Origin of the sequence: Mesorhizobium sp. M6A.T.Cr.TU.014.01.1.1, from assembly GCF_004022765.1 — a bacterium.
Taxonomy (GTDB): Bacteria; Pseudomonadota; Alphaproteobacteria; order Rhizobiales; family Rhizobiaceae; genus Mesorhizobium; species Mesorhizobium mediterraneum.
In genome coordinates this window covers 1-26545 of record NZ_RZPG01000026.1, presented here as the reverse complement: position 1 = coordinate 26545, position 26545 = coordinate 1, and the positions used below count along the sequence as shown (strand labels likewise).

General features: G+C 63.6%; 22 protein-coding genes and 1 tRNA gene. 14 read left to right on the top strand and 9 right to left on the bottom strand.

Going from position 1 to position 26545, the window contains the following annotated elements:
• The first annotated feature begins 25 nt into the window (after nt 1-25).
• The 3 genes from EN885_RS25380 to EN885_RS25370 all read left to right on the top strand — a co-directional run bounded on the left by EN885_RS25380 (nt 26) and on the right by EN885_RS25370 (nt 3372).
• The gene (locus EN885_RS25380) at nt 26-787 is read left to right on the top strand and encodes a heme ABC transporter permease (RefSeq protein WP_128243914.1); all 762 of its coding nucleotides are present in this window, start codon (nt 26-28) and stop codon (nt 785-787) included.
• A gap of 216 nt (nt 788-1003) precedes the next feature.
• Nucleotides 1004-1684, top strand: coding sequence for an outer membrane beta-barrel protein (locus EN885_RS25375; protein ID WP_095485704.1), 681 nt, complete (start codon nt 1004-1006; stop codon nt 1682-1684).
• Between the two features lie 56 nt (nt 1685-1740).
• Nucleotides 1741-3372, top strand: coding sequence for a sulfotransferase (locus tag EN885_RS25370; RefSeq protein WP_128243915.1), 1632 nt, complete (start codon nt 1741-1743; stop codon nt 3370-3372).
• 34 nt (nt 3373-3406) lie between these two features.
• Here the strand turns inward: EN885_RS25370 and EN885_RS25365 are convergent, their stop codons facing one another.
• Complete coding sequence (locus tag EN885_RS25365; protein WP_128243916.1) at nt 3407-4465, bottom strand: D-TA family PLP-dependent enzyme; 1059 nt, start codon at nt 4463-4465, stop codon at nt 3407-3409.
• Nucleotides 4466-4604: 139 nt separating this feature from the next.
• Here EN885_RS25365 and EN885_RS25360 point away from each other — a divergent pair, with 139 nt between their 5' ends.
• On the top strand, nt 4605-5291 hold the full coding sequence (locus EN885_RS25360; RefSeq protein WP_127206727.1) for a D-lyxose/D-mannose family sugar isomerase: 687 nt from the start codon (nt 4605-4607) through the stop codon (nt 5289-5291).
• Between the two features lie 41 nt (nt 5292-5332).
• Here EN885_RS25360 and EN885_RS25355 read toward each other — a convergent pair whose 3' ends face one another.
• From EN885_RS25355 to EN885_RS25335, 5 genes are read right to left on the bottom strand one after another with little or no spacing between them, the layout of a single operon-like run.
• A complete protein-coding gene (locus tag EN885_RS25355) occupies nt 5333-6643 on the bottom strand; it encodes an aspartate aminotransferase family protein (protein ID WP_127290599.1) in 1311 nt (436 codons plus the stop codon).
• On the bottom strand, nt 6640-7407 hold the full coding sequence (locus tag EN885_RS25350) for an N-formylglutamate amidohydrolase (protein WP_128243917.1): 768 nt from the start codon (nt 7405-7407) through the stop codon (nt 6640-6642). The genes EN885_RS25355 and EN885_RS25350 overlap by 4 nt, the downstream gene beginning before the upstream one ends.
• Nucleotides 7407-8729, bottom strand: coding sequence for a glutamine synthetase (locus tag EN885_RS25345; protein WP_128243918.1), 1323 nt, complete (start codon nt 8727-8729; stop codon nt 7407-7409). Before EN885_RS25345 ends, EN885_RS25350 begins: the two co-directional genes overlap by 1 nt.
• Nucleotides 8726-9373 (bottom strand): isochorismatase family cysteine hydrolase, encoded by a 648-nt coding sequence (locus EN885_RS25340; RefSeq protein WP_095485711.1) that lies wholly within the window; start codon nt 9371-9373, stop codon nt 8726-8728. The genes EN885_RS25345 and EN885_RS25340 overlap by 4 nt, the downstream gene beginning before the upstream one ends.
• A complete protein-coding gene (locus EN885_RS25335; protein WP_126106946.1) occupies nt 9370-10323 on the bottom strand; it encodes a MurR/RpiR family transcriptional regulator in 954 nt (317 codons plus the stop codon). Before EN885_RS25335 ends, EN885_RS25340 begins: the two co-directional genes overlap by 4 nt.
• 156 nt (nt 10324-10479) lie before the next feature.
• Between EN885_RS25335 and EN885_RS25330 the strand changes: the two genes are divergently transcribed.
• From EN885_RS25330 to EN885_RS33885, 9 genes are all read left to right on the top strand, one after another.
• Nucleotides 10480-11646: an FAD-binding oxidoreductase gene (locus tag EN885_RS25330; RefSeq protein ID WP_128243919.1), complete on the top strand. Its 1167-nt coding sequence runs from the start codon at nt 10480-10482 to the stop codon at nt 11644-11646.
• A 14-nt stretch (nt 11647-11660) separates the two neighbouring features.
• A complete protein-coding gene (locus EN885_RS25325; RefSeq protein WP_245493141.1) occupies nt 11661-13526 on the top strand; it encodes a branched-chain amino acid ABC transporter ATP-binding protein/permease in 1866 nt (621 codons plus the stop codon).
• Between the two features lie 42 nt (nt 13527-13568).
• A complete protein-coding gene (locus EN885_RS25320) occupies nt 13569-14741 on the top strand; it encodes an ABC transporter substrate-binding protein (protein ID WP_128243921.1) in 1173 nt (390 codons plus the stop codon).
• 4 nt (nt 14742-14745) lie between these two features.
• A complete protein-coding gene (locus EN885_RS25315) occupies nt 14746-15450 on the top strand; it encodes an ABC transporter ATP-binding protein (RefSeq protein ID WP_128243922.1) in 705 nt (234 codons plus the stop codon).
• Nucleotides 15451-15453: 3 nt separating this feature from the next.
• Nucleotides 15454-16335 carry a branched-chain amino acid ABC transporter permease gene (locus tag EN885_RS25310; protein WP_095485717.1) on the top strand — a complete coding sequence of 294 codons (882 nt, stop codon included), beginning with the start codon at nt 15454-15456 and terminating at the stop codon, nt 16333-16335.
• A 364-nt stretch (nt 16336-16699) separates the two neighbouring features.
• Nucleotides 16700-17329 carry an FMN-binding negative transcriptional regulator gene (locus EN885_RS25300; RefSeq protein ID WP_128243924.1) on the top strand — a complete coding sequence of 210 codons (630 nt, stop codon included), beginning with the start codon at nt 16700-16702 and terminating at the stop codon, nt 17327-17329.
• Nucleotides 17330-17340: 11 nt separating this feature from the next.
• Complete coding sequence (locus tag EN885_RS25295; protein ID WP_245493140.1) at nt 17341-18414, top strand: ornithine cyclodeaminase; 1074 nt, start codon at nt 17341-17343, stop codon at nt 18412-18414.
• A 369-nt stretch (nt 18415-18783) separates the two neighbouring features.
• The gene (gene metH / locus EN885_RS25290) at nt 18784-22593 is read left to right on the top strand and encodes a methionine synthase (protein WP_128243925.1); all 3810 of its coding nucleotides are present in this window, start codon (nt 18784-18786) and stop codon (nt 22591-22593) included.
• Nucleotides 22594-22612: 19 nt separating this feature from the next.
• Nucleotides 22613-22762, top strand: coding sequence for an HK97 family phage prohead protease (locus EN885_RS33885; protein WP_206616848.1), 150 nt, complete (start codon nt 22613-22615; stop codon nt 22760-22762).
• A 438-nt stretch (nt 22763-23200) separates the two neighbouring features.
• Here EN885_RS33885 and EN885_RS25280 read toward each other — a convergent pair whose 3' ends face one another.
• Nucleotides 23201-23395, bottom strand: a complete 195-nt coding sequence (locus EN885_RS25280; protein ID WP_245329883.1) for a hypothetical protein — start codon at nt 23393-23395, stop codon at nt 23201-23203.
• 601 nt (nt 23396-23996) lie between these two features.
• Here EN885_RS25280 and EN885_RS25275 point away from each other — a divergent pair.
• A complete protein-coding gene (locus EN885_RS25275) occupies nt 23997-24266 on the top strand; it encodes a hypothetical protein (RefSeq protein WP_128243927.1) in 270 nt (89 codons plus the stop codon).
• 186 nt (nt 24267-24452) lie between these two features.
• Here EN885_RS25275 and EN885_RS25270 read toward each other — a convergent pair.
• Together EN885_RS25270 and EN885_RS25265 are read right to left on the bottom strand one after the other, a co-directional pair.
• Nucleotides 24453-24526 (bottom strand) — tRNA-Gln (locus EN885_RS25270).
• A 537-nt stretch (nt 24527-25063) separates the two neighbouring features.
• Nucleotides 25064-25996 (bottom strand): lysylphosphatidylglycerol synthase domain-containing protein, encoded by a 933-nt coding sequence (locus tag EN885_RS25265; RefSeq protein ID WP_127290625.1) that lies wholly within the window; start codon nt 25994-25996, stop codon nt 25064-25066.
• Nucleotides 25997-26545: the final 549 nt, after the last annotated feature.

Below are 26545 nucleotides of genomic sequence, written 5' to 3'. Positions count from 1 at the left end.
GCGTCGCCGGTTTATGTAAAGCCGCATGAGTGACCTGACTTCACGCCTCAGCGGCTGGATGGATTTCGCCAACCCGACGCGATTTGTCGGGTTGGCCGATAGGGTGGTGCCATGGCTGGCGACCATCGCCACACTCCTCCTGGCTGCCGGGCTCTATATGAGCTTCACGGCGCCGGATGATTTCCAGCAAGGCATCACCGTGCGCATCATGTATATCCATGTGCCCTTCGCCTGGCTGGCCATGATGTGTTTCACGCTGATGGCGGTTGCCGCGTTGGGCACGCTGGTATGGCGCCATCCGCTGGCCGATGTCGCGCTGAAGTCGGCGGCACCCATCGGCGCCGTCTTTACAGCGCTCGCGCTGATCACCGGTTCGATCTGGGGCAAGCCGATGTGGGGCACCTGGTGGGTGTGGGATGCGCGGCTGACCTCGGTCTTCGTGCTGTTCCTGATGTATCTCGGCATCATCGCGCTGACGCGGGCACTCGACGATGCGGCGCGCGCCGCCTGGGCCGCCGCAATCATCACCCTGGTCGGCTTCATCAACATCCCGATCATCAAATTCTCGGTCGACTGGTGGAACACGCTGCATCAGCCGGCTTCGGTGTTCCGGCTCGGCGGGCCGACCATCGATCCCAGCCTGTTGCGGCCGTTGCTGGTGATGGCTCTGGGCTTTACCGTGCTGTTCTTCGCGCTGCATCTGATGGCGATGCGCACGGAAATCCGACGTCGCCGTGTCATTTCCATGCGCCGCGTTGCGGCCCGGCAGGCCGATAAACACCATTAGAGGCGCCTGACTTGGCCGTCATTTCACTCTAATTCGCCGACAACCACGTGTCTGCCGTCAACATTGTCTGTGACTGGCCGAAGTAGGCATGTTGCAATGCTGCAACAGCGATCTCTATAACCTCGATCCCACCCCGTTTTCACTGTTGACAGCTAAGCCATGCACCGGAAGTGATGCATTATATTTGCCTGTTAATTGTCGTGGGGGATTTTGTCGATGAAAGTGCGTCTGCTTGCCGGTGTCTCCGCAATAGCCTTGACGCTTGGCTGGAACTCAGCCAATGCCGCCGACGCGGCGGTCGAAGTTCCGGCGGCCCAGGATCTCTGGTATGTCACACTGTTTGGTGGCGCCAGCTTTCCGAATGACGTGAAAACGCATTCCGACACCTACAACAATGACTTTTCGATGGACTTCGACACCGGCTTCGTGATCGGCGGCGTCGTCGGTAAGCGGCTCAACGATGTGTTCCGCGTCGAAGGCGAACTGTCCTATGCGCGATACAAGGCGAGTACGTATGACGAGGGTATCTTTCACGGGTATCCGGCTGACGGCGATTTGTCCGCCACCTATCTGCTCGCTAACGTCTGGGCCGACGTTGCTCATTTTGGAGATGCCAAGCTCTATGTCGGCGGCGGCATCGGCGCCGCCTATGTGACCGCCGACACAACCTGGGGCGGTCACGAATATGGATACGGATCTGGTGGGTGGGGTTTTGCCGGCCAGGTGGGAGCCGGCGTCACTTACGCGCTGGCGCAGAATATCGACCTCGATTTCGGCTACAGGTTCAAGGCCGTCTCCGCCGTCGACTTCGATTCCTCCCGCGAAGGCGATGCTGTATTCTCGGACGGGAAGTTGAATTCCCACAATCTGCAGCTCGGCGTTACATTCAAATTCTGATTGCTTCGAATTCTTGCTGAAGGCTGACTGCCGTTGCAGGCGATTGGGGGTGAAGCATGCCGCTCTTGCCACGCCGGCAGCCTGTCGGTCTACCGGCCATGGTCCAGGACTTTCTCCCGGCCGCCGGCGAGTCGGCGCCGGAGACGTTGCAGCGCGGTATCGACCTGCAGCGCCGTAAGCGCTTTCGCGAAGCCGAGTTCTGCTATCAGACCGTGCTTCGCCGGCAGCCCAAAAATGCCATGGCGCTCAATCTGATGGGTACGCTGGCGATCGAGGCCCAACGAATTGAGACGGCCATCGACTTTATGAAGCGTGCGGTCAAGCTCGAACCGGGCAACGCCATTTTCCGCAACAATCTCGGCAACGCCTACAACCTGGTCGGCAACATCGAGCAGGCGCGCAAACAGCTGAAAAAAGCGATCGAGCTCGACGGGCGGCTTGTCGAGGCCTTATGCAATCTCGGCAAATCCTACCGGAGCCAGCTCGAGGGCGACATCGCCGAGGCTTTCTATCGCCGTGCACTGGCGGTCGACGGCCAGTCGCTGACAGCGCTTGTCGGCATGGGCGAGTTGCTCACCGACATGGGCCGGCAAGCCGAGGCGGTCGAATGCTTTGGCCGCGCCATCGCCATCGACAAGGCGAATGTCGAGGCGCTGTCCGGGCTGGCGCTCGCGCGTCGGGCCGTCAAGGGCGATCCAGCTCTGGCTTTGGTGCGGGGCCGCCTCGAACTGCCGATGACCACCGATCGCGAGCGGGTTATCCTGCATCACGCCGCCGGAAAAATCCTCAACGACCAGCGCGAGTATCGCCTGGCTATCCACCATTTCGCCCGGGCCAAGGCAATCTCCGGCAATGATTTCGACATTGCCCTGCACACGCGGCTCTATGACAGTTTCATCGAGACTTTCGACGCCGGTTTTTTCGAAGCGCGGCCAAAATTCGGCAATCCGTCCGAACGGCCGGTCTTCATTGTCGGTATGCCACGTTCAGGAACGACGTTGACCGAGCAAATATGCGCCAGCCATCACGATATCCATGGTGCCGGTGAACTGCCGACCATCCGTTCATTGGCCGGCGAACTTGGATTCGACCAGCTTGATCCGGCGATTTTCGCCAAGGCCATGGAGGCGCTCACACCGGCGAAGGCGAGGGAGCTTGGCTCGAAATATCTCGACCATCTCAACAAGCGCAACGGCAAGGCGGCGTGTGTCGTCGACAAGATGCCGCATAATTTCGAGCTGCTGGCTTTCATCAGCCTGATTTTGCCGAATGCCCGCATCGTCCACTGCAGGCGTGACCCGATGGACAATTGCACGTCCTGTTTCATGCACAATTTCTCCGATACCCACGGCTACAATGCCGATCTGACCAAGCTTGGGCAGTATTACCGGCAATATGATCGCCTGATGCGCCATTGGGCCAAGGTCGTGCCGCTTGCCATCCACGACATGCCCTACGAAAAAACGGTGGCTGATTTCGAGACCCAAGCCCGCGGATTGATCGGATTCCTTGCCGTCGAATGGGACGATGCGTGTCTTCGTTTCCACGAAACCGAGCGCACGGTGCGCACGCCGAGCCGCTGGCAGGTACGCCAGCCGATCTATTCGTCCTCGGTCGAGCGCTGGAAACTGTACGGCGATGCCCTCGATCCGCTGAGGGCTGCGCTGGGTCCGCTTGTCCAACCCTGATCCAAACGGTCGTTCGGTCCGAACGGCCTCGATCTCAGCTCATGCGGCCGCGTGCCGCCACCGGCAGCGTCTCCAGCACCCGTTCTCCGTCGACCAGATGCACCTCGTCGAACAGGTTGGTGACCACACAGCAATGGTCGGGCACGACGCGCACGCGCTCGCCGATATGCAGCCTGGCGTCGCCGGAAAGCGTGATGTTGCCGTGTTCCTCGCTGAGGCCGGTGACGGTGGCGCCCGGAACGCCCAGCAATTCGCCGAAATCGGGCAGCCCCAGCGTGTCACTCGACAAGGCCTTGCTGCCGGCATCGAGGATGGCCCGTGTCGGCGTCGGATGGCTGACCACCGTCGACAGCACCGTCAGCGCGCAATCGTCGAGGCTTCCAACGCCTTTGGCGACCTGGTAGCGGTCGAGATAGATGTAGGTGCCGGGACGGTACTCGGTGACGACGGAAGCCTCGCTTGAGCGCCACATATCCGGTGTGCCGCCGCTGGAGATGCGTTCGCAGGCAAGACCGGATGCGGCGAGCGCCTGGCGCGCATCGGCGAGCCACGCCTCGGCCTCGGCAGCGCGGCCTGCCGCCGGATAGGTCATCAGCCCGCCGAAGGCGAGCCCCTTGGCCTTGTCGATCTCTCTGGCCAATGCGACCGCCTCGCAGGCCGACTGGACGCCGCAGCGGCCCATGCCGGTGTCGCATTCCACCAGCACCTGTAGCGGCTGGCCGGGATCGGTGAAGGTGGCGGCGAGACCCGCAAGCGTTTCCATGCTGTCTGACGTCACCGACAGCGTCACACGGCCGTGCAGCGCCTTGAGGCGCTCCAGCTTGGCCTTGCCCAGAATGTTGTAAGGGAGAAAAATGTCGGTGAGGCCGGCATCGGCCATCACCTCGGCCTCACCGATCTTCTGGCAGGTGATGCCGACCGCACCCGCTGCGATCTGCTTCTTTGCCCAGTAAGGCAATTTGTGGGTCTTGATGTGCGGCCTGAGCTTCAGCCTGTGGCGGTCGGCATGGGCCTGCGCCCGTGCGATATTGGCTTCGGCGCGGTCTACGTCGATCAGGATCGCCGGCGTATCGAGGTCGTCTATGCTCAGCATGGAATGCCACCCTAGGAATTTACCTGGACTTATGGCCTTGATCGAACCGGATGTCATGAGGCCAGCATGCGGTTTGCGTCGACACCGGAGCGGTGTTCGGTTATGCGCTGTAGGCGCCGCCTGAAGAAGGATCACGACCATGAAACGTTCCACCGTCAACGACATCATCCGCGACGCCGATGCCTTCATCCGTTCGTTCGGCTACATCATGCCGCCCTTCGCCTATTGGTCGCCGGAAGAGATGAAGGCGCGCCGGCAGGATTCGTCGGCCATCTTCTCCTCTCGGCTCGGCTGGGACATCACCGATTACGGCCAGGGCAAGTTTGGCGAACTCGGCCTCTTCCTGTTCACCGTTCGCAACGGTCGCTACGAGGACATGAAGAAGGGCATGGGCATGCTCTATGCCGAGAAGATCATGATCTCGCGCAAGGATCAGCTGTCACCAATGCATCGCCACAACATCAAGGCCGAAGACATCATCAACCGTGGCGGCGGCAGACTGGTGCTGGAACTGTTCATGCATGATCGCGATGGCGGCATCGATCCGAAGGCCGAGGTATCGGTGCCTGTCGACGGAACCATCCACAGGCTGCCGGCGGGCGGGCTGCTGAAGCTCGACCCAGGCCAGAGCGTCACGCTGCTGCCGGGCGTCTGGCACGCCTTCTGGGCCGAGGGCAAGGATGTGCTGATCGGCGAGGTGTCGACCGTCAACGACGATCTTACCGACAATGTCTTCCGCGAACCGATCGGCCGCTTCGCAGACATCGACGAGGATGTCGCGCCGCTGCACCTCTTGGTGTCCGACTACGAGAAGTGGGTAGGGTAGCTTTTCCCAATGGCGGGCGCCGCCCTTCATCTGGCCCCCGCCTACCACATCATGAAGGAAGCGACGTCCGCGTCGGAGACCTTGCCTGCCATCACGTCGGCGATCGCCTGGTCGACGATGGCCACGCCCTCAGCCACCTCGTGCTCGGTCAGCGTCAGCGGCGGCATGAATTCGAGCACATTGGCCTTCAGCCCGACATAGGTGAAGGCCGCACCCAGTTCGTAGCCGCGATAGATGATCTTGGCCGTCGTCGTCGCCGCGACCGGCTCGCGTGTCTTGCGGTCCTTGACCAGATCGACACCGACGGCAAGGCCACGCCCGCGCACGTTGCCGATGATCTCGTGTTTTGCGCCGAGCGCCCGCAGCGCATCTGTAAACAGCGTGCCGACGCGCGCCGAGCGTTCGACCAGGCCTTCGCTGTCGATTGTTTTCAGCACAGCGTTGCCGGCGGACGTCGCCACGGGATTGCCGGCGGTCGTCTGCAGCGCGAAGGCCGGCGCGTGATCCATGATCTCCTTCGGGCCGATAACAGCCGAAAGCGGCAGGCCGCCGCCGATACCCTTGCCGAACACGACCAGATCGGGCGTCAGTCCTTCGTGCTGGAAACAGTGCATCATGCCGCTGCGGGCCAGCCCGACCTTGACCTCGTCGACGACTATTCTGATGCCGTGCCTGCGGCAACGCTCTTGCAACGCTTTGAGGAAGCCGGGCGGCGGCACGATCAGCCCGCCATCCGACATCAGTGGCTCGATGAATACGGCAGCCACCTGATGCGGCGGGCAGGTGGTCTCGAACTGGTAGTCGAGGAGAGCAAGAACAGCCTCGGCGCTGAACTGCGGCCGGTACGGATCGGGGTAGGGGAGCAAAAGCACCCCTGGCCTCGGCAGCGTGTGGGTCATGGCGGTATGGCCGCTGATGCCCATCGAGCCGGAGAGATTGCCGTGATAGGAGCCGATGAAGGAGATGAAGCGCGAGCGGCCTGTCGCGGCCTGCAGAACGCGCACGGCGCAGTCATTGGCGTCCGACCCGGAATGGCCGAACCAGACGCGCCGTTCGCCGTTGCCCGGTGTGATCGCCAGCAGCCGCTCGGCCAGCGAAACTGCTGGTTCGTTCGGGTAGAGCAGGAGACTGGCGCCCGCCATGTCGCGGATCGACGCTTCGACCGCGGCGACGATGGCCGGATGGCCGTAACCGAGGATTGCCGGACCGGCCGAGCCGGACAGGTCGAGCAGCGAGCGGCCGCCTTCCTCGATCAGCCGATTGCCCTGGCCGCCGACGACGCTCAGCGGCGAGAAACGCAGCTTGCCGATTTGGGCGATGGTTGCCGCGTCGCGCTCGCGCAGATTGCTCATGACGCCTTCTCCTTCTGCTGCGCGGGCAAGGCGGCGGCCAGACGGTTCGCCCACGCCTCGATGCCGGAGCGGCTCGACAACAGATCCTGCCGGATCTCGATGAGGACGGCGGGAATGCCGCGATCGTCGCCATGGATGGGCACGGCGTAGTCGGCATCGCGGCTGATCACGTAAGGCACATTCGCCGCGACGTTGAGAGCTGTGTCGATGCGCAGGCTGGAAAGGATCGTTTCACCGAAATCTCCGGCGCGATCGTAAAGCACGCCGGCATGCCAGGGCCTGGGAACCCCGAGGAAGACCGGCGTGAAGCTGTGGATCGTCGCGATCCGCGTCGGCCTGCCGTCCTTCGCCCGGCGGTCGAGATGGGCGGCCACCTGGTCATGGAAAGGCGCGAACATGATTTCGGTGCGCCGTGCCCGCTCGGACGGATCGAGCCCGATATTGCCGGGAATATCGGTGTCTTCGGAGAGCACCGGAATGCTGCCGCTCGTGCCCAGCGGCCGGTTGAGGTCGATCAGCAGCCGCGAATAGCCGCTGAGGAAGGCCGGCGCATCGAGCAGCACCGACAGACGGCGCGTCACTTCGGCGGCGCCGATGTCCCAGGCGATGTGGCGCTGCAAATGGCCGATATCGAGCCCGAGCTGTCCATACTCCGCCGGAATGTGGTTGGACGCATGCTCGCACAACAGCACGATGTCGGAGCGGCCATTTTCGTTGAGCACGTCGACGGCAGCCGGCCACCCAGTTGCAAGCTGCGCAGCCATCAATAAAGCGTCCGGTAGAGGTCGCAGACAGCCACCGGATCGAGACCGGCAAGGCGCTCGGTCTCATGCCGCTTGAGGCCGACGAAGGTCTCGACGAAGACCGGTGCGAACCATCCGGTTACGGTGCTGTCGGTGGCGAGCGCGTCGAGCGCCGCCGGCAGGGTTTCCGGCAGGCGTACGAGGCCAAGCTTCTTGCGCTCCGTCTCGCTCATCAGCGTCGGGTCGCCAGTCACCAGCGGCGGCGTCGGCAGCTTTGCCTTCAGCCCTTCCAGTCCCGCGCGCACGATGGCCGCCAGTGACAGATAGGGATTGCCGGTGGCGTCGGCGGCCCGGTATTCGATGTTGTATTGCCGCGCCGGGTCGCGCCCGCCGATCGTCACCGTCGGGCAGATGCGCAAGGACGCCTCACGGTCGCGATCGGCAAGCCAGGTGTAGGACGAGCTCCAGCTATGCGGCTTCAGCCGGTAGTAGGATGACACGCTCGCCGCCGTCATCGCGGTGATACCAGGCAGATGGCGAAGCACCCCGGCACAGAAGGCGCCGGCCTGGCTGGAAAGGCCGCCCGGTCGTGCTGGGTCGTAGGTCGCCGGCTTGCCGGCCGCATCGACGAAGCTGAAATGGATGTGGACGCCGTTGCCGACGGCGTCGGGAGCGGCTTTCGGCGTGAAGCTGGCGCGCCAGCCGGCACTGCGCGCGACTTCGCGGGTGATTTCTCGGATGGCGACAGCGCGGTCGGCTGCGGCAAGCGCATCGGTTGGCTCGTGCGTCACCTCGAATTGGTCGGTGCCGAATTCGGCGATGACCACTTCGGGTGCGACGCCCGCTTCTTCCAGCGCCGCCATCAAATTGGGAGCAAACGGGTCGGCGCGGCGTAGCGCGGCGAACGACATAGAATGAGCCGGCGCGAAGTCGGCGTCGGCGATATGGAATTCATGCTCGAAGGCGGCGACGACGGAAAGCCCGGTTGCGGCCTTCAACTCCGCCAGCGCATCTATGAGCATGGTGCGTGTGCAGCCGACCCATGGGCTGCCGTCGAGTTCGACGATGTTGCCGGCGACCATATCGAAGGCTGTCGCCGATCCGGTCAGCACTGTCCGAAAACGGGCGTTGAGGTCAGGCACCAGCCGCACATCGCCGGAGGAGCCCCAGGGATTGGGATCGACGATGGAATTGAACGGCGTCAGCGACAGATTGGCCTGCAGCCAGCCGACGCCGGTGGCGGCGATCTTCTGCAGCTTGCTTTCGACGACCGAGCGGCCGCGCGTGATGGCGGAGAGATCGGTGGTGACGACGGCAACGAGCGGTTCGACGGTCGATGTCATGCAGGTTTTCCCAAGGCTTCGAAGCGGGCGGCTATGGTGGCGGTATCAGTGACCCAGCAATAGCCGCCAAACGCCTTGAGGGCACCATCATGGCGCTCCTGCGTGGCGGCCGCGCAGGCATCAGACACGCAGGTGACGAGGTAGCCGCGATCGGCGGCGTCGCGCACCGCCATGTCGACGCACTGGTCGGTCATGATGCCGGCAACGATCAGGTAACGCACGCCGAGGTTCTTCAAGACATAATCGATGTTGGTCGAGTTGAAGACGCCAGACGACGTCTTCGGCAGCATGATCTCGTCGCCAACCGGGGCCAGCGACGACACTGGCAGGCCTTCCGGCCGGCTGGGCGCGATATGGATCGGCGTCAGCTTGTGGTCGAGCGAGCAGTCGCGGCCGTCTTCCGTTAAGCTCTGGATGATGGTGTGGATCACCTCGACGCCATTGGCGCGGGCGGCCGCCAGCAGGCGTTCCTGGTTGGGGATCGTCTGCGACGCCGTCTGCCGGTAGAAATAGTGGTCAGGGCCGCGCTCCGGATGCGCCGGATCGGCGCCGGGCTCCAGCCAAACACGTTGCATGTCGACCAGAAGCAGCGCGGTTTCGCCGGCCCGGAAGGGCTCGTTTCGTTTTGGCAATGCCTGCGTCATGCTTTCTGGTCCTGCTTCACTGATTTGGATTGGACTGATTTAGGTTGGGCTGATTTGGGCCCGGGCATCCTGCGTGTCCCGGTTTCTTCGGGGCCGGCACTGTCGAGGGTCACGGCATTCGCATGCCGCACCTCCTCCAACTTTTCGATGCGTTCGCGGGCGCCATCGCTTAGCGTGGACACGATATGGGCGACCAGCGCCTCCATCTGCGCAATCGCCGGCGCCAGCGTGTCGTATGGGGAGGCGACTTCCAGCGGGCTGACGATGGTGACCTCGGCGAGATCGGCGATCGGCGACAGCCATTGATCGGTGAACAGCACGATGCGCACGTCGCGCGCCGCCGCCTGCCGGGTGTAGTCGATGACGTCGAACTGGTAGCGGCGATAATCGAAAACGACCAGCACGTCGCGGCGGCCAAGATCGGCCAGCGTGTCGAAGGCCTGTGCCGACAACGTGCCGAGGTCGCGCACACCCGGCCTGAATTGCAGCATGTAGCCGGCGAACATGCTGGCGATATGGCGGCTGAAACGGCCGCCGAGCATGACCGCCTCGCCCTTGGCTTCCATCAGCAAACGGGCGGCGCGCTCGTAGCTCTGCAACGGCGTCAGGCTGACCGATTTCTCGAGCGCAGCACCGACCGAGCCGAGATAGGCGAGGATGGCGCTGTCTTCCGCGCCTGTCGGCCGCTTGGCTTCCATCATAAGCAGGGGTGAATGCAGCCTGGCCTCGACTTCGGCCAGAAGCTTCGCCTGGAAGTCCGGAAAGCCATCATAGCCGAGCTTCACCACCAGCCTGACCACGGTCGGGTCGCTGACGCCGGCGCGCCGGGCGAGTGACGAAGCGGTGCCGAGGCCGGAGGTCGGATAGTCGGTCAAAAGCAGCCGGACGATCTTTTCCTCCGACGGCGTCAGCGCAAAATCCCCGCGCATCAGAACATCGCGTATCGACATTGGCCTCCCCAAAATCGGTGTTGGGCTTACCTGCCTCGTTGTGTCGAGTTTATTACAGAGATTTTAATTGCGGTCAACAATGAAGAGATGTTGACATAACCGGACGACTGGTCTTAGCTTTGTTGGAAAGCAGCCAAGAGACTGTGGGGAACAGCCATGCGGAACGGAAGCGACGTCATTGTCGTCGGCGCGGGTATCGTCGGATCGAGCGCGACCTATCAACTGGCCGCGGCCGGCGTGACGGTGACGCTTGTCGAACAGACGCATCCGGCCGGCGGGCCGTCCGGCAAGTCCTCGGCGCTGCTGCACGCCTTCTATTTGATGCCGGAACTGTCGCAGCTTGCCATTCGTGGCCGCGAGATCCTTGTGTCCTTGCCGGAGATATCAGGCGAGGGCGCCTTCGTCACCGAGATCGGCATGATGTGGGTCTGCGGCAACGACAATGAAGCGAGCTGGAAGGCCGCCGCCGAACGGATTCGCGGCGAGGGCGCATTGCTCGAGACGCTGTCGCCGCAAGCCTTCGCCGATGCTGCGCCCGGCTTTGCGCTGGACAATGTCGCGCTGGCGCTATGGGAGCCCGAGTACGGCTATGCCGACGCCTTCGGCGCAACCAATGCAATTGCCCGCGCCGCCAAGGCACGCGGTGCCAGGATCATGCAGAACAGCCTCGTCGAACGGCTGGTGAAAGAGGGCGACCGCATCAGCGGCGTCGCGCTCGCCGATGGAACGGTGCTGAAGGCCGATGCCGTGGTGCTCGCCGCCGGGCCATGGACACGCCGGCTGCTGGCGACGGTCGGCCTCGATCTGCCTCTGCATGTCGAGCGCCACCCGATGGCCGTGCTCGACGCCGCCGGCAAGGCGCGCCAAATCATGCCTTTCGCTTGGTGCGACGACGTCTCCTGCAACTATGCGCGGCCCGACAATGACGGCGTAATCCTTGCCGGCACCTGGGCCGGCGGCGGCACCGGCTTGCGTCATGAGCACGCAGGCCGGCCGCGTTTCGTCGAAAATCCGGACGACTACATGGAAGGCGTCGAGGAATCGGAATCGGTCGAGATCCTCGAGACCTTCGCGACGCGCGTGCCGGCGATGGCCGATCTCGGCATCCGCCCCGGCTATGCCGGGCTCTACGACATGAGCCCCGACGACCTGCCGGTGATCGGCGCTATGTCAGGCGTCGATGGGCTGTTCGTTTCGGCCGGCTCCTCGGGCCATGGCTTCAAGACCGGCCCGGCGGTCGGCGAAGCGGTGGCCAGGCTGATCACCGAAGGCGCCCAGCCGATCCTGGCGCCATTCTCGCCCAGCCGCTTCAAGGCTGCGTGATGGCGCAGGTGGCGATGAGCGAAAGCCCGAGCCGGTCCTTCATGCCGGCCGCGTTCCGCAACGCCTCAGCCGATGCGCTTTGCATGGTGGCGGTGCTGCTGCTGGCGGGGCTCATTGTCTTCTTCTTCGGCGGCGCCGCCATGCAGCGCGTCGTCACCTATGCCGCGATCATGCTGACGGCGGTGCTCGGCTTGCAGATATTCTCCGGCAACAGCGGCATCGTCTCCTTCGGCCACGCCGCCTTTGTCGGTCTCGGCGCCTATGCCACCGGCATCCTGACCATGCCGGCGGCGCTGCAGCGCACCGCGTTGCGCGACCTGCCGCAGTTTCTCGCTGGCTATGAACTCTCCTTCTTCGCCGCGCTCGCCGTCGTGCTGATCCTTGCGATCGTCATCGGCCTGCTGACCGGCACGCCTCTGCTCAGGCTGTCCGGATCGAGCGCTTCCATCGCCACGCTCGCCATGCTGATCATCGTCTACACGCTACTGGTTGCCGGACGCGAGATCACCCGCGGCAGCCAGCCCTTTTACGGCGTGCCGCGCGAGGTCGGTCTGTGGACCGCTATCGGCGTCGCTTCGGTGGCGCTGGTCGTGGCTAGGCTGTTCCGCGAGACTGCCTTCGGCCTTGCCACCCGCGCCGCCGCCAATGACGAGCGCGGTGCCGCCGCCGTCGGCGTCGACCAGCGCACCTCGCGGCTGGCCGCTTGGGTTGTGGGCGCGGTCGCCGCCATGGCCGCGGGCGCCATGATGGCGCAGTTCCTTGGCGCCTTTTCGCCGCGCGACTTCTATTTCGACCTCGGCTTCACCTTGCTGGCCATGCTGATCGTCGGTGGCATGAGCTCCTCGCTCGGCGCCTTTGCCGGCGTCGTCGTCACCATCGTCGTTATCGAGGTGGTGCGTCGCTTCGAAGGCGGCGGCGAGGTGTTCGGCCTGCATCTGCCGGTGCTGTTCGGCCTGACCCAGGGCGTGCTTGCCATCGCCATGATCCTGGTCATCTGGCGGCGGCCGACCGGCCTGTTCGGCGAGCGCGAGCTGAACCTTTTGCGCCGGCCCGGACGCCAGGCCGCGACGGTCCCGGCCGCGCCGCTGATGCACGCCGAGCAGGATCGGCTGGCGGCCGATCGTCTGTCGCGGCGCTATGCCGGCGTCGTCGCCGTCGACGACGTCACGCTCGCCTTCGACACCGACAGCATCACCGGCATCATCGGCCCGAACGGCGCCGGCAAGACGACGCTGCTCAACATGCTCGCCGGCGACGTCGAGCCGAGCGCCGGCAGCGTGTCGATCGGCGGTTCGGTGAGGCAGGCTTCGGCCTTCCGCTTCGCCCGCTCCGGCGTTGCCCGCACCTTCCAGAACATCCGCGTCTTCCCGCAGATGACCGTGGTGGAAAATGTCGTGGTCGCCGCCCGCTCGGTCGAGCCCGACCTTGCCAGTGCCGAGGCGGCCGCGATGCGCGAGCTTTCCCGCATGGGCCTGGAGAAATTTGCCGATCAGCCCGCCGCCAGGCTCGCCTACGGCCAACGCCGCCGGCTGGAGGTGGCGCGGGCGCTGGCGCTGAAACCGCGCTTCCTGCTGCTCGACGAGCCCGCCGCCGGCATGAACGCGGTCGAGACCGCCGAGCTGGTTTCCATCCTCTCGGCCGTCCGCGCCGAGCGGCGCATCGGTGTCGTCCTGATCGAGCACGACATGCGGCTGGTGATGAACCTGTGCGAACGCATCGTCGTCATCGACCATGGCCGCGTCATCGCCGACGGCACGCCGGCCGAGGTGCAGAAGAACCCTGCCGTCATCGCCGCCTACCTCGGCAGCCGCACCGCTCGCGCCAAGACGGGACAAGAAACGCCTGCCAACGAAACGCCTAAACGTAACGCCTACAAGTGAAACCGCATAGCCAACGATAACAAATCCAGAAGGAGAACCGACATGCCAAAGCTTTATCGCCTTCACCGCGCCGCTCTTTATGCGGCGGTGTTCGGCACGACTGTCGCCATCGTTTCCACGGCTTCCGCCGAGGAGATCATCATTGGCGCCGCGACCGCGCAGACCGGCGGCCTTGCTCCCTACGACCAGCCGGCACTTGCCGGTCTGCGCATGGCGCTCGACGAACTCAACGCCAAGGGCGGTCTCGCAGGCAAATACACCGTCAAGCTGTTCATCAAGGACACCCGCTCCGACACGGCGCAGACCGCCACCGTCGCGCAGGAACTGATCGACGCCGGCGCCAAGATCATGATCACGCCGTGTGACGCCGACCCCTCGATCTCGGCCGGCCAGCTCACCCAGCCGCTCGGCATTCCGACATTGACGCTGTGCGGCTCCGCCCCGGTGCTCACCGCCGCGGTCGGCGACGTCATGTTCGGCACCTATCCGGCCGACAATGTGCAGGCGACCGCGGTCGCCGACTTCGCCGTCGCCGAAGGCAAGAAGAAGGTCTTTCTCTTGACGTCGCCGGATTCCACCTACACCGCCAACCTGCCCGAATATTTCGGCAAGGTGTTTGAAAAGAAGGGCGGCGCTGTCGTCGGCCGCGGTACTTTCACCATGGGCCAGCCGGACTTTTCTGCCGAGATCACCAACATCAAGAGCCTCGCCGACCAGCCGGACCTGATCATGACGGCCGCCTACGAGCCTGATTTCCCGGCCTTCATCCAGCAATTGCGCGGCGCCGGCGTCACCATTCCGGTCTATGGCGCCGACGCCATCGGCACGCCGACCATCAAGGGGTTGGGCAAACTGGTCGACGGCGTCGTCTACACGGCGGCCGGCTATGCCGAGCCGGGCAGCAAGCTGGAGGCCTTCAACGCCGCCTTCACAAAATATGCCGGCCACGCGCCGGAATCGACCTATGAGGTGAATGGCTACGAGATCGGGCTGATCCTCGACCAGGCGGTCAAGACGGCCGGCTCCGATGATCCCAAGGCGATCCGCGATGCCATCGCCGGCCTCAAGGACTTTGACGGCATCACCGGCAAGATCACCTATGCCGGCACCGACCGCATGCCGCTGAGGCCTGTGGCGCTGATGCGCTATGAGAGCGGCGAGGGCAAGCACATCCAGACCTTGATCCCCGACGCCGCCGACGTGCCGGCGCCGTGACATCATGCTGAGCGTCGAAGCCCTGAAAATACGCTACGGCGAGGTCGAGGCGGTGCGCCGCGTCGATCTTGCCGTCGACAGTGGCGAGATCATCGCGCTGGTCGGCGCCAATGGCGCCGGCAAGAGCTCGACACTCGGCGCCATCGCCGGGCTGGTGCCGGCTGTGTCGGGGAAAGTGGTCTTCGACGGCGTCGACATCACCGGCCTGGCGCCGGAGGCGATCGCCCGCAAGGGCGTGTCGCTGGTGCCGGAGGGCCGGCGCATCTTCGCTGGCCTGACCGTGGCCGACAATCTGCGTCTCGGCGGCGCGATGCACCTGCCGGCCGTGGAGGCGAGGGCGCGCGAAGAGGAGATGCTGGAGCTGTTTCCGATTCTGCGGCGCTACCATCGCGTCAAGGGTGGCAATCTCTCCGGCGGCGAGCAGCAGATGCTGGCCATCGCCCGCGCATTGATGGGCAAACCGCGCATGGTGCTGCTCGACGAGCCGTCGCTCGGCCTTGCCCCGCAGCTGATCGACACCGTCTTCGACCTGATCGCCGAATTGCGCCGCAACGGCCTGACCATCCTTCTGGTCGAGCAGAACGTGGCGCTGGCGCTGGAGATCGCCGACCGCGCCATCGTGCTCGCCAATGGCGAGGTGGTGCTGTCGGGCACCGCGAAGGAGCTCGCCACCTCGGACCTTGTCCGCCAAGCCTATCTCGGAGCCTGAACCATGATCGCGCAGCAGATCATCAATGCGGTGAGCCTCGGCGGCGTCTATGCGCTGCTGGCACTGGGGCTGGCGATCGTCTTTTCCATCGTCGGCCTGATCAACTTCGCCCATGGCGAGCTGATGACACTGTCGGGCTATGCCTTGCTTGCCGCGCTGGTTTTCGGTCTGCCGTTTCCGGCGGCGGTGCTCGTCGCCGTGTCCTGCGGCGCGCTCGCGGCAGTTGCCATGGAACGCGTCGCCTTCCGGCCGATGCGCGGCGCCAGCGTCACCAGCCTGCTTCTGACCAGCTTCGCCGTTTCGAGCCTGCTGAAGGTCGTCTTCCAGAACGGCATCTCGGCCCGGCCGCAGGCCGTCGCCATGCCCAGCTGGATGACCGGCGCCTTCTCGTTCGGCGATTTCACCATCGGCGTCGGCCCGAGCATCTCCATCGTCGTCTCGGCATTGGCCCTGATTGCGCTGGAACTCTTCCTGCGCCGCACCGTGACCGGCACGGCGATGCGCGCCGCGGCCGAGGATTTCAATGTCGTCCGGCTGATGGGCATCCCGGCCAGCCGCATCATCGCCACCGCCTTCCTGCTCTCCGGCCTGCTGGCCGGGCTGGCGGCGATGCTGTGGGTGGCGCAGCGCGCTTCCGTCGATCCGCTGATGGGGTTCACCCCGGTGCTGAAGGCCTTCATCGCCGCGGTCGTCGGTGGGCTGGGCAGCCTGCCGGGCGCGGTCGCCGGCGGCTTCCTGCTCGGCATCATCGAAGTGCTGCTGCAGGCGACGCTGCCGGCAGCGGTCGCACCTTATCGCGACGCCATCGTGCTCTCCGGCGTCATCGCCGTGCTGCTGGTGCGGCCGCAAGGCCTGATCCCGGCGGTTCGCGTGCAGAGAAGCTAGTTCCTTAGTGCAAAAGTTCTGAAAGGTCGGATAGTGCTTACGTTGGCAGATCGCAAGCCTTGGAGATTGGCTGAAAACACCCATCGCTTCGTCATCCTGGGGCGGAGCAAGGAGCGAAGCGACGCGGCGCAGACCCCAGGATCCATGCCGCGACTTCAGAGCGCTGCTACGGTGCAGAATTCTGCTCCGCGGCGCCCTTCGGCCAAGATTACGGCATGGATCCCAGGGTCTCCGCGACGGAGCTCCGCTCCTGCTTCGCCCAGGGATGACGAAGTTGGAGAAGCCTCGGCCAATCCCGAACGTTGGAGATGGCCAGCACGGCAGCGACTGTCAAGATCACTCATGTCGAGGAACTAGCCCCATAATGTACACCAAGCCCGAATTCGCGCCGCTCTCGCAGGACGACGTCTTCGGCCTGATCGAGGCGGCGGCCTTCGCCACGGTGGTGACGTCAGGGCCGGAGGGACTCGTCGCCTCGCATCTGCCTATCGTGCTCGACCGAAAGCGGGGAGCGAACGGCACGCTGGTGTCGCATCTGGCCCGGCAGAACCCGCACAGCGCGTTGATTGCGGAGGGCCGGGAGACGATCGCAATCTTCCACGGGCCGCATGGCTATATCTCGCCGTCCTGGTATCCGCGCAACCCGGCGCGCGACAGCGCGCCGACCTGGAACTTCGCCGTCGTCCATTGCCACGGCCGGCCGGCGCGACTCGACGATCACGCCACCGCCCGGCACCTCTTGCGGCTCGTCGACGTGCTGGAAAAGGACCGCGCCGACCGCTGGCGCATGCGCGAGCTCGGGCCGGGCGGCATGGAGCGGCGCATACCGCACATCCTTGGCTTCCACCTGCCGATCGAACGGCTCGAGGCCAAATTCAAAATGGGGCAGGACGAGCGGCTGTACGACACCAATGCCGCGATCGGCACGCTGGAGCGGAGCGATCCGGCACTGGCGACGATGATGAAGGCGCACAACGCGCATCGCAAGGACTGACGGTCGCAAGAATGCGGGCAAGGACAAAAGTGATCCCCAATCTCAACATCGTCCCTTTCGTCAGCGTCGACCACATGATGAAGCTGGTGCTGAAGATCGGGGTCGAGCGTTTCCTCGCCGAGCTTGCCGTCTATATCGAGGATGACTTCCGCCGCTGGGAGGCCTTCGACAAGTCGCCGCGCGTCGCCTCCCACAGCGCCGAGGGCGTCATCGAGCTGATGCCGACCAGCGACGGCGAGGTCTACGGCTTCAAATATGTCAACGGCCACCCCAAGAACATGCGCGAGGGCCGCCAGACCGTGACCGCCTTCGGGATGCTGGCCGACGTCCACAATGGCTACCCCGTGCTGCTGTCGGAAATGACCATCCTGACCGCGCTGCGCACCGCGGCGATGTCGGCGCTCGCGGCCAAGCATCTGGCGCCACCCGGCGCTGACTGCATGGCGCTGATCGGCAATGGCGCCCAGGCGGAATTCCAGGCCCTGGCCTTCAAGGCCTTGCTGGGTGTGCGCAAGCTGCGCTTCTTCGACATCGACCGCTCGGCGACGGAAAAGTGCATCCGCAATCTCGCTGGTTTTGGCTTCGAAATGGTCGCCTGCCGCTCTACCGAAGAGGCCGTCGAAGGGGCTGAGATCATCACTACCGTCACCGCCGACAAGCAGTACGCCACCATCCTCACCGACAACATGGTCGGCTCGGGCGTGCACATCAATGCGGTTGGCGGCGATTGTCCAGGGAAGACTGAACTGCATCGCGATATCCTGCTGCGCTCCGACATCTTCGTCGAGTACCCGCCGCAGACCCGCATCGAGGGCGAGATCCAGCAGCTTGCTCCGGACCATCCCGTGACCGAGCTGTGGCAGGTCATCACCGGCGTCGTACAAGGCCGGCGCGACCCGGCCCAGATCACGCTGTTCGATTCGGTCGGCTTCGCCATCGAGGATTTCTCGGCGCTGCGCTATATCAGGGACCAGCTGCGCTCGACCGGCCTCTACCAGGAACTCGACATGCTGGCCGACCCCGACGAGCCGCGCGACCTGTTCGGGATGTTGCTCAGGGCGGCGGTGGTGGCTAAGGCGGGGTAGGCGGCGGTGTAGCGCCGGCGGCGAAGCTGCCGATCTCCCCCTTGCGGGGGAGATGCCCGGAAGGGCAGAGGGGGGTGCTGTCCCTCCGGCCTGTCAGTCGATCGCGGCGACACCCTCAGCCTGGTTACCGGTTGGAATGGCTGAAGTCGAGTTGGCGATCCTTCCCACCCCCTCTGTCCTGCCGGACATCTCCCCCGCAAGGGGGGAGATCGGATGACACTTCGGCTTTCGCCAACCACCAACGCTGAAACGCAGATGGCTGAGGGAAGCGCGAACCTGAAGCGATTGCTCTTGGTACAACAACGGCGTATATTGACATAAAGATGTCTTTATGTGACTTAGGCGCGACTGTCGCGCCGAGGATGAAATATGTCGCAAAACCCATCATCGTTGGACGACCTGTTCGGCCCCGTCGCGGCCAAGCCCGACGGATCGGAAGTCCTTGCAGCACTGACGGCGGCGGCGCGCGAACGCATCCTCATCCTCGACGGCGCCATGGGCACGCAGATCCAGGGCCTCGGCTTCGACGAGAACCACTTCCGTGGCGACAAATTCGCGGAGTGCGCATGCCACCAGCAAGGCAACAACGATCTGCTGATCCTGACGCAGCCCAAGGCGATCGAGGAGATTCACTATCAATACGCCATATCAGGCGCGGATATCCTTGAAACCAACACCTTCTCCTCGACCGCCATCGCCCAGGCGGATTACGGCATGGAGGACGCGGTCTACGCGCTGAACCGCGATGGTGCGCGGCTGGTGCGCAGGGCAGCGGTGAGGGCACAGCAGGAGGACGGCAAGCGTCGCTTCGTCGCCGGTGCGCTGGGACCGACCAACCGCACCGCCTCGATGTCGCCGGATGTCAACAATCCCGGCTACCGCGCCGTGACGTTCGATGAATTGCGCCTCGCCTATGGCGAGCAGCTGCGCGGTCTCATCGACGGCGGCGCCGACATCATCCTGATCGAGACCATTTTTGATACGCTGAACGCCAAGGCGGCGATCTTCGCTTGCAACGAGATCTTCATCGAGAAGGACGTGCATCTGCCGATCATGATCTCCGGCACGATCACGGACCTGTCCGGCCGCACGCTGTCCGGCCAGACGCCGACGGCTTTCTGGCACTCGGTCCGTCACGCCAACCCGTTCACGATAGGCCTTAATTGCGCGCTGGGCGCCAAAGCCATGCGCGCGCATCTGGACGAAATATCAGGCGTCGCCGACACCTTTGTCTGTGCCTATCCCAATGCCGGCCTGCCCAATGAATTCGGCCGTTATGACGAGAGCCCGGAATTCATGGCCGCGCAGATCGAGGATTTTGCGCGCGACGGATTGGTCAACATCGTCGGCGGCTGTTGCGGCTCGACGCCGGACCACATCCGCGCCATCGCACAGGCGGTGAAGAAATACCCGCCGCGCGCTGTTCCCGTCATCGAACCGAAGATGCGCCTGTCGGGGCTCGAGCCGTTCACGCTGACCGACGAAATTCCGTTCGTGAATGTCGGCGAGCGCACCAACGTCACCGGCTCGGCGAAATTCAGGAAGCTGATCACGGCGGGCGACTATGCCGCCGCGCTCGACGTCGCCCGCGATCAGGTCGCCAACGGCGCGCAGATCATCGACATCAACATGGACGAGGGCCTGATCGATTCGAAGAGGGCGATGGTCGAATACCTCAACCTGATCGCCGCCGAGCCTGACATAGCCCGCGTTCCCGTGATGATCGACAGCTCCAAATGGGAGATCATCGAAGCCGGCCTGAAATGCGTGCAGGGCAAGCCGCTGGTCAACTCCATCTCGATGAAGGAGGGCGAGGAAGCCTTTCTGCACCATGCGAAGCTCGTCCGCGCGTATGGCGCGGCGGTGGTCGTCATGGCCTTCGACGAGGACGGCCAGGCCGACACCCAAGCGCGCAAGGTCGAAATCTGCACCCGCGCCTACAAGCTCTTGACCGAGCAGGCCGGATTCCCGCCCGAGGACATCGTTTTCGATCCGAACATATTTGCCATCGCCACCGGCATCGACGAGCACAACAATTACGGCGTCGACTTCATCGAAGCCGCACGGCAGATCACCGCGACGCTTCCCCATGTCCATATCTCGGGCGGCGTGTCGAACCTCTCCTTCTCGTTTCGCGGCAACGAGCCGGTGCGCGAGGCCATGCATGCCGTGTTCCTCTACCATGCCATCCAGGCCGGCATGGACATGGGCATCGTCAACGCCGGGCAGCTTGCCGTCTACGACACGATCGATCCGGAACTGCGCGAAGCCTGCGAGGATGTCGTCAACAACCGTCAGCCGAAGGGCGGCGGCACAGCGACCGAACGCATGCTGGAACTCGCCGAGCGCTTCAAAGGCACGGCGGGCAAGGAGGCGCAGGAACGCGATCTCGCCTGGCGCGACTGGCCGGTCGAGCAGCGCATTTCGCACGCGCTGGTCAACGGCATCACCGAATTCATCGACGCGGACACGGACGAAGCGCGACTTGCCGCCGAGCGCCCGCTGCATGTCATCGAAGGTCCTTTGATGGCAGGAATGAATGTCGTCGGCGATCTGTTCGGCGCGGGAAAAATGTTCCTGCCGCAAGTGGTGAAGTCCGCCCGCGTCATGAAGCAGGCGGTGGCGGGCCTGCTGCCGCACATGGAGGCGGAGAAGCTGGCGAACGCCGCCAACGGCGTCGAGACCGGCGAGCGCCAGACCGCCGGAAAGATCCTGATGGCGACGGTGAAGGGCGATGTCCACGACATCGGCAAGAACATCGTCGGCGTGGTTCTCGCCTGCAACAATTACGAGATCATCGACCTCGGCGTCATGGTGCCGGCGGCGAAGATCCTGCAGACGGCGCGCGAGCAACAGGTCGACATTATCGGCCTGTCCGGCCTGATCACACCTTCGCTCGACGAGATGGCGCACATGGCCGCCGAGATGGAGCGCGAAGGTTTCGACATTCCGCTTCTGATCGGCGGCGCGACGACCAGCCGTGTGCACACGGCGGTAAAAATCCATCCGCGCTATGCCAGGGGCCAGACGGTCTACGTCACCGATGCCAGCCGCGCGGTCGGCGTGGTGTCGGCGCTGCTGTCGAACGAGACCAAGGGCGGCTATGTCGACAACGTCCGTGCCGAGTACAAGAAGGTTGCCGATGCGCACGCGCGCAGCGAAGCCGACAAGCAGCGCCTGCCGCTGGCCAAGGCGCGGGCCAATGCCCACAGGATCGACTGGTCGGCCTATGAGCCGCCGAAGCCGTCCTTCCTCGGCCTGAAAATCTTCGAAGGCTGGGATCTGGCCGAGCTGGCGCGCTATATCGACTGGACGCCATTCTTCCAGACCTGGGAGCTGAAGGGGCGCTATCCAAAAATCCTCGACGACGAGGCCCAAGGGCCGGCGGCACGCCAGCTTTTCGAGGACGCCCAGGCGATGCTGGCCAAGATCATCGCCGAAAAATGGTTCGCGCCGAAGGGCGTGATCGGCTTGTGGCCGGCGAATACCGTCGGCGACGATATCAGGCTGTTCACGGACGATAAGCGATCGCAGGAGCTGGCGACCTTCTACACGCTGCGCCAGCAACTAACCAAGCGCGACGGCAAGGCGAACGTCGCGCTGTCGGATTTCGTTGCGCCTGCCGACAGCGGCAAGGCCGACTATCTCGGCGGCTTCATCGTCACCGCTGGCATCGAGGAAGCGGTGATCGCCGAGCGCTTCGAGCGGGCGAACGACGACTACTCGTCGATCATGGTCAAGGCGCTGGCCGACCGCTTTGCCGAAGCCTTCGCCGAGCGCATGCACGAACGCGTGCGCAAGGACTTCTGGGCCTATGCGCCGGACGAGGATCTGGCACCGGACGCGCTGATCGGCGAACCCTATCGCGGCATCCGCCCTGCGCCCGGCTATCCGGCGCAGCCCGATCACACCGAGAAAGCGACGCTCTTCCGCCTGCTCGACGGCGAGCGCAATGCGGGCGTGAGCCTGACCGAGAGCTTTGCGATGTGGCCGGGCTCCTCGGTGTCCGGCATCTACCTGTCGCATCCCGAAAGCTATTATTTCGGCGTGGCCAAGGTCGAACGCGACCAGGTCGAGGACTATGCGCGGCGCAAGGCCATGCCACTAGCCGAGGTCGAGCGCTGGCTCGGGCCGATCCTCAACTATGTGCCGGCGCAGGGGCTGGATGCGGCCGCGTGAGCATAGTCGCAGACGGCCCTTGGGCTGGTTCGACGTCGAGACGCCAACCGGCATGTCGTCTGGATTCATGGCCAGGGCCGAGGATTGGACAGAAACCTCAGGGCTGCCGCTTAGAACGCTGACCGGCATCGATCTGTTGGAGGTAGCGCTTACCGGCTTCCCAGCCTAACAAGCGACCAGCGCAGCCTTGCGGCCTTTCGCCGTAGCAATGCTGCAACGAAGGTGCGCATGAAGATGGAGCTAGATCAGCGTGTGCGTGGTGTCCATTGATCGCATCGTCTTAGCTCCAGATGAACGCGAGGAAGAAACCGGCAATAGCAATTGCCGAGATGACATTGGGCCATACGGCATCGTGGGCCGGTTTGGCTGGCTTGTACCTGTGCCCCGTGCGGGGCAGCAGGTCCGGATCGTAGCGCACGTGGCGCTTAAGATAGTATTTGATTGGCCGTTTCATCGCGGGCCTTGACCACCAGCGAGCTTAAGAGGAGGCGCTGTGCTGGCTGACCAAAAACTTGCGCTCAAGGCAACGGAGTAGCATCATTCGAACGAACACTGTTCGTCATGACGAGTAGGGAAGTGAATGCGGTCGGCGCCGCTTTCAAAAAATCTAACCGCGCGTTCTGGCTTTCGGTTCTGGCGCGCTTTCCGACGGATTTTCAGTCAACTTTTCAGATCGCCGATCCCTTGCCAACAGGGACTTCTTTTTTCTCGCCGGCAGCTCATCACCCTCAGCGGTCGCGCGGCCATGCTTCGCGGCAATCGCATAGTCGGCTCTGTTCGTTCGATAGTCTTTTTTTTGCACAGCTATCTCCCGATTCAGAAGATTAACGCGGCATAGCGCCAGGCAGTTCCGAAGGTCGCTAATGTACAGCGACAGCACGCTTCGCTCTGGGGCGGCCCAGCGGCTTGGTTAGGGGGTGAGGCCGCTGGGCCTGACCAGCGAGTCTTCGGGGCGCGCGCTCGACTGGCTGTTTAATATTTTAGCTAAATCTAATGTAATCGAAACATGCGAAGTACGCGGCGGCAATGGTCGACGTTCGGTGAGGAGACCCGCGCTAGCCCTTCAGCCTCACGCCCGGCCCGCCTCGAAATTACAAGCACAATCAGCAAGTAGGCGGTTTCGCATATCACGACTGGACTTTTAAGGCGAAAATGCCTTATGATTTCAATATCTTACAAGATATTGCTCTTGCGTCAGCTTCGATTCTCCGCCATGCTTTCTGGCGAGGGAAGGGTCACATGGGTCGACGCGGCGGCGGACCAGACCTTGGCCGGGGTGGCATAGCTATGTCCAAGGTCGAGACCTAAAAGCTTGCCGGCGATTTCCAGGTCGTCTCACACCACCGGCTGCCGGTGCCACTTCCGGCTTGGCTTTGTGAGAGCCGCAACCTGGAGACTTGCAAATGAACTTCCACGTAAACGCTGCCGGCATCGACGCCGACTGGCAATTCGAACTACGGGCATGGATCACACACCGCGACCAGCCCATGCCGTCGCTGGTGCTGTCTCGAGCGAAAGCCGGAAAGCTAGGAGATGTTTACGGCGTGCGCTCATTCGCAACCGTGGATCCGAATAGAGACAGGATGATATTGGGTAGCCTCAAGCCGATCGATGACGCGGCTTGGGCGGTTTGCTTGTTAACACCGGAATGGGCCGCCGAACTTGCGGCCTAGCTGGTGGGCGAAGCACCGGCAAACGACAAAACCCCGCTCCGACGGGAGTTTTTCATGTCGCCATGTTGCTATTCGCAGCCTCCGCTCATTACCAAGCCTTACAAATCAATGGCTTATGTTGCTGCCAATTCCAGCGCTAGCAACATGGTTTTTGGCGATTTAGGCAGCTAAGTGCTTGATTTTGTTTGGCTGGGGAACCTGGATTCGAACCAGGACTAACGGAGTCAGAGTCCGTGGGTCTACCGTTAACCTATTCCCCAGCAGGCGCGGTTGAAGAAAACCGCGCGGGCAGGGCGGCGATGGCGCCGCGCGTGCCTTGTAGCCGCCGCCGGAAAATAGTCAAGCCTGTGCCATGCTTCATTTGGGGCAATCGCGTCAGGTTTTTGATGCGTCCCTTACCCTTACACATTCCTCGACGAGACAGTGAAGCCACTGCATCGCTGCGTTCTTCGGCCACTGTAACGGCATGGATCCTAGGGTCTGCGCGACGTCGCTTCGCCCTAGGATGACGAAAGGAGTGTAGTTTCGGCCAATCTCCAAGGTTGGAGATTTGCCATTAGCGTCAGCTTGGTTTGCGACCGGTGCTAATTTTCAACATTTGCGACTAGCCGTAAGCCAACACGCCTTCGTCATCCTAGGGCGGAGCAGGAGCGAAGCGACGTTGCGGAGACCCTAGGATCCATGCCGTTACCTCTGGGCGTCGCGGCGTTGAACAGCAGGGGGCCGCGCCTCACTCAGCGTTGCGGCCCTCTTCCCCATTCTTCGCGCATCACCGTCTGAAACGATTGCCCGGCATCTCACTTCCCACCCCGCCCGAGCTGCGAATGCTCGAAGTACAGCACCACGCTGAGCGCGATCACCAGCGGGATGATCAGGTAGAACAGCCGAAACACCAGGAGTGCGGCCAGCACGCCGACCGGGTCCATGTGCGACAGGCCGGCGAGGAAGACCACCTCGAACACGCCGAGCCCGCCCGGCGCATGCGAGATCTGCGCGATCGAGAACGACACCAGGAAGACGCCGAGCACGACGAAATAGCCGGGATTGCCTGATACGGGCAGGGCGAAGAAGATGATCGCCGCCGCTGCCAGAAGCTCGATCGGGCCGATCAGCAATTGCCGCGCGACGATCGGCAGGGCCGGATAATGAACCTGGAAGCTGCCGATCTTCAGCGGCCGGAGATGCAGCCAGCTGCCGAAGACATAGGCCGCCACCAGCAGCAGCATGGCGACGCCCGCGGCAATCGTCAGGCCATGGTGCGGCGCGCCGGAGAACCGGCCGATAATCTCCGGCTCGAAGACCAGCACGAGGCCGGAGACGAGGATCGTCGACAGCACGAATGTGATCCAGCAGATCGCTACCAGGACGCCGACATCCTGCCCGGTCAGCCCCCTTGTGCCATAGGCGCGGTAGCGGATCACGGCGCCGGAAAACACCGAGCCGCCGATATTGTGCGACAGCGCGTAGGTGGTGAAGGAGCACAGGGTGACGAACAGCCAGGAGACTCGTCTGCCGATATGCAGGAGCGCTATGTGGTCGTAGCCGGCCAGCGACGCATAGGCGATGACCGAGCTCAGCGCGGCGAGTACCCAGCCGCGGGCAGGGATGGCGACGATGCCGTCCCAGACGTCGTCGAGCGAAATGCCGCGCAGCTCGTGCAGCAGCAGCCACAGCGAGAAGACGACCGCCGCAATGCCGACGACCGGCCAGAAATAGCGCCTCCAATTCATGACGTGACGATCATGCGTTGCAGCCCCGTTGCCCCTTTTTCGGTTCGCGTCGGGAAAACTGTCCGCGATTCCGAATGTTCCATCCCCGCCATTTCAGAAATGCCTTATCGAAGCCGGCTATTCAACCGGCAAGGCGCGCTGCTGCGGCCTCTTCTTCCCTTCTCCCCTTGTGGGAGAAGGTGGATCGGCGCGTAGCGCCGAGACGGAAGAGGGGTGTTGGAAGAAATGAGGCCTTGCCAAGCTGGAACACCCCTCATCCGACCGAGCGGAGCCTGTCCTCGGGCTTGCCGGAGGCAAGACCCGTGGGCTCGGCCACCTTCTCCCACAAGGAGGGCTTTGCACGGGGAGCGAAGTGGATTTCGGTGGTCAGTGAGGGCCTTTTTGAAGGCCGGCAGAGCGGTTTTCCGCGGCCCTTGCGGGGCCTTTGTCGGTTTAGGCAGCCATCCTGCCGGATTGTGGACGCACTCCTCCCTCATGTCCGCCTCTCATCGGGTGGATAGAGGACGCCAATCATGGTGCGCAGATTGTAAGCGCAGGCGGCCAGTATGC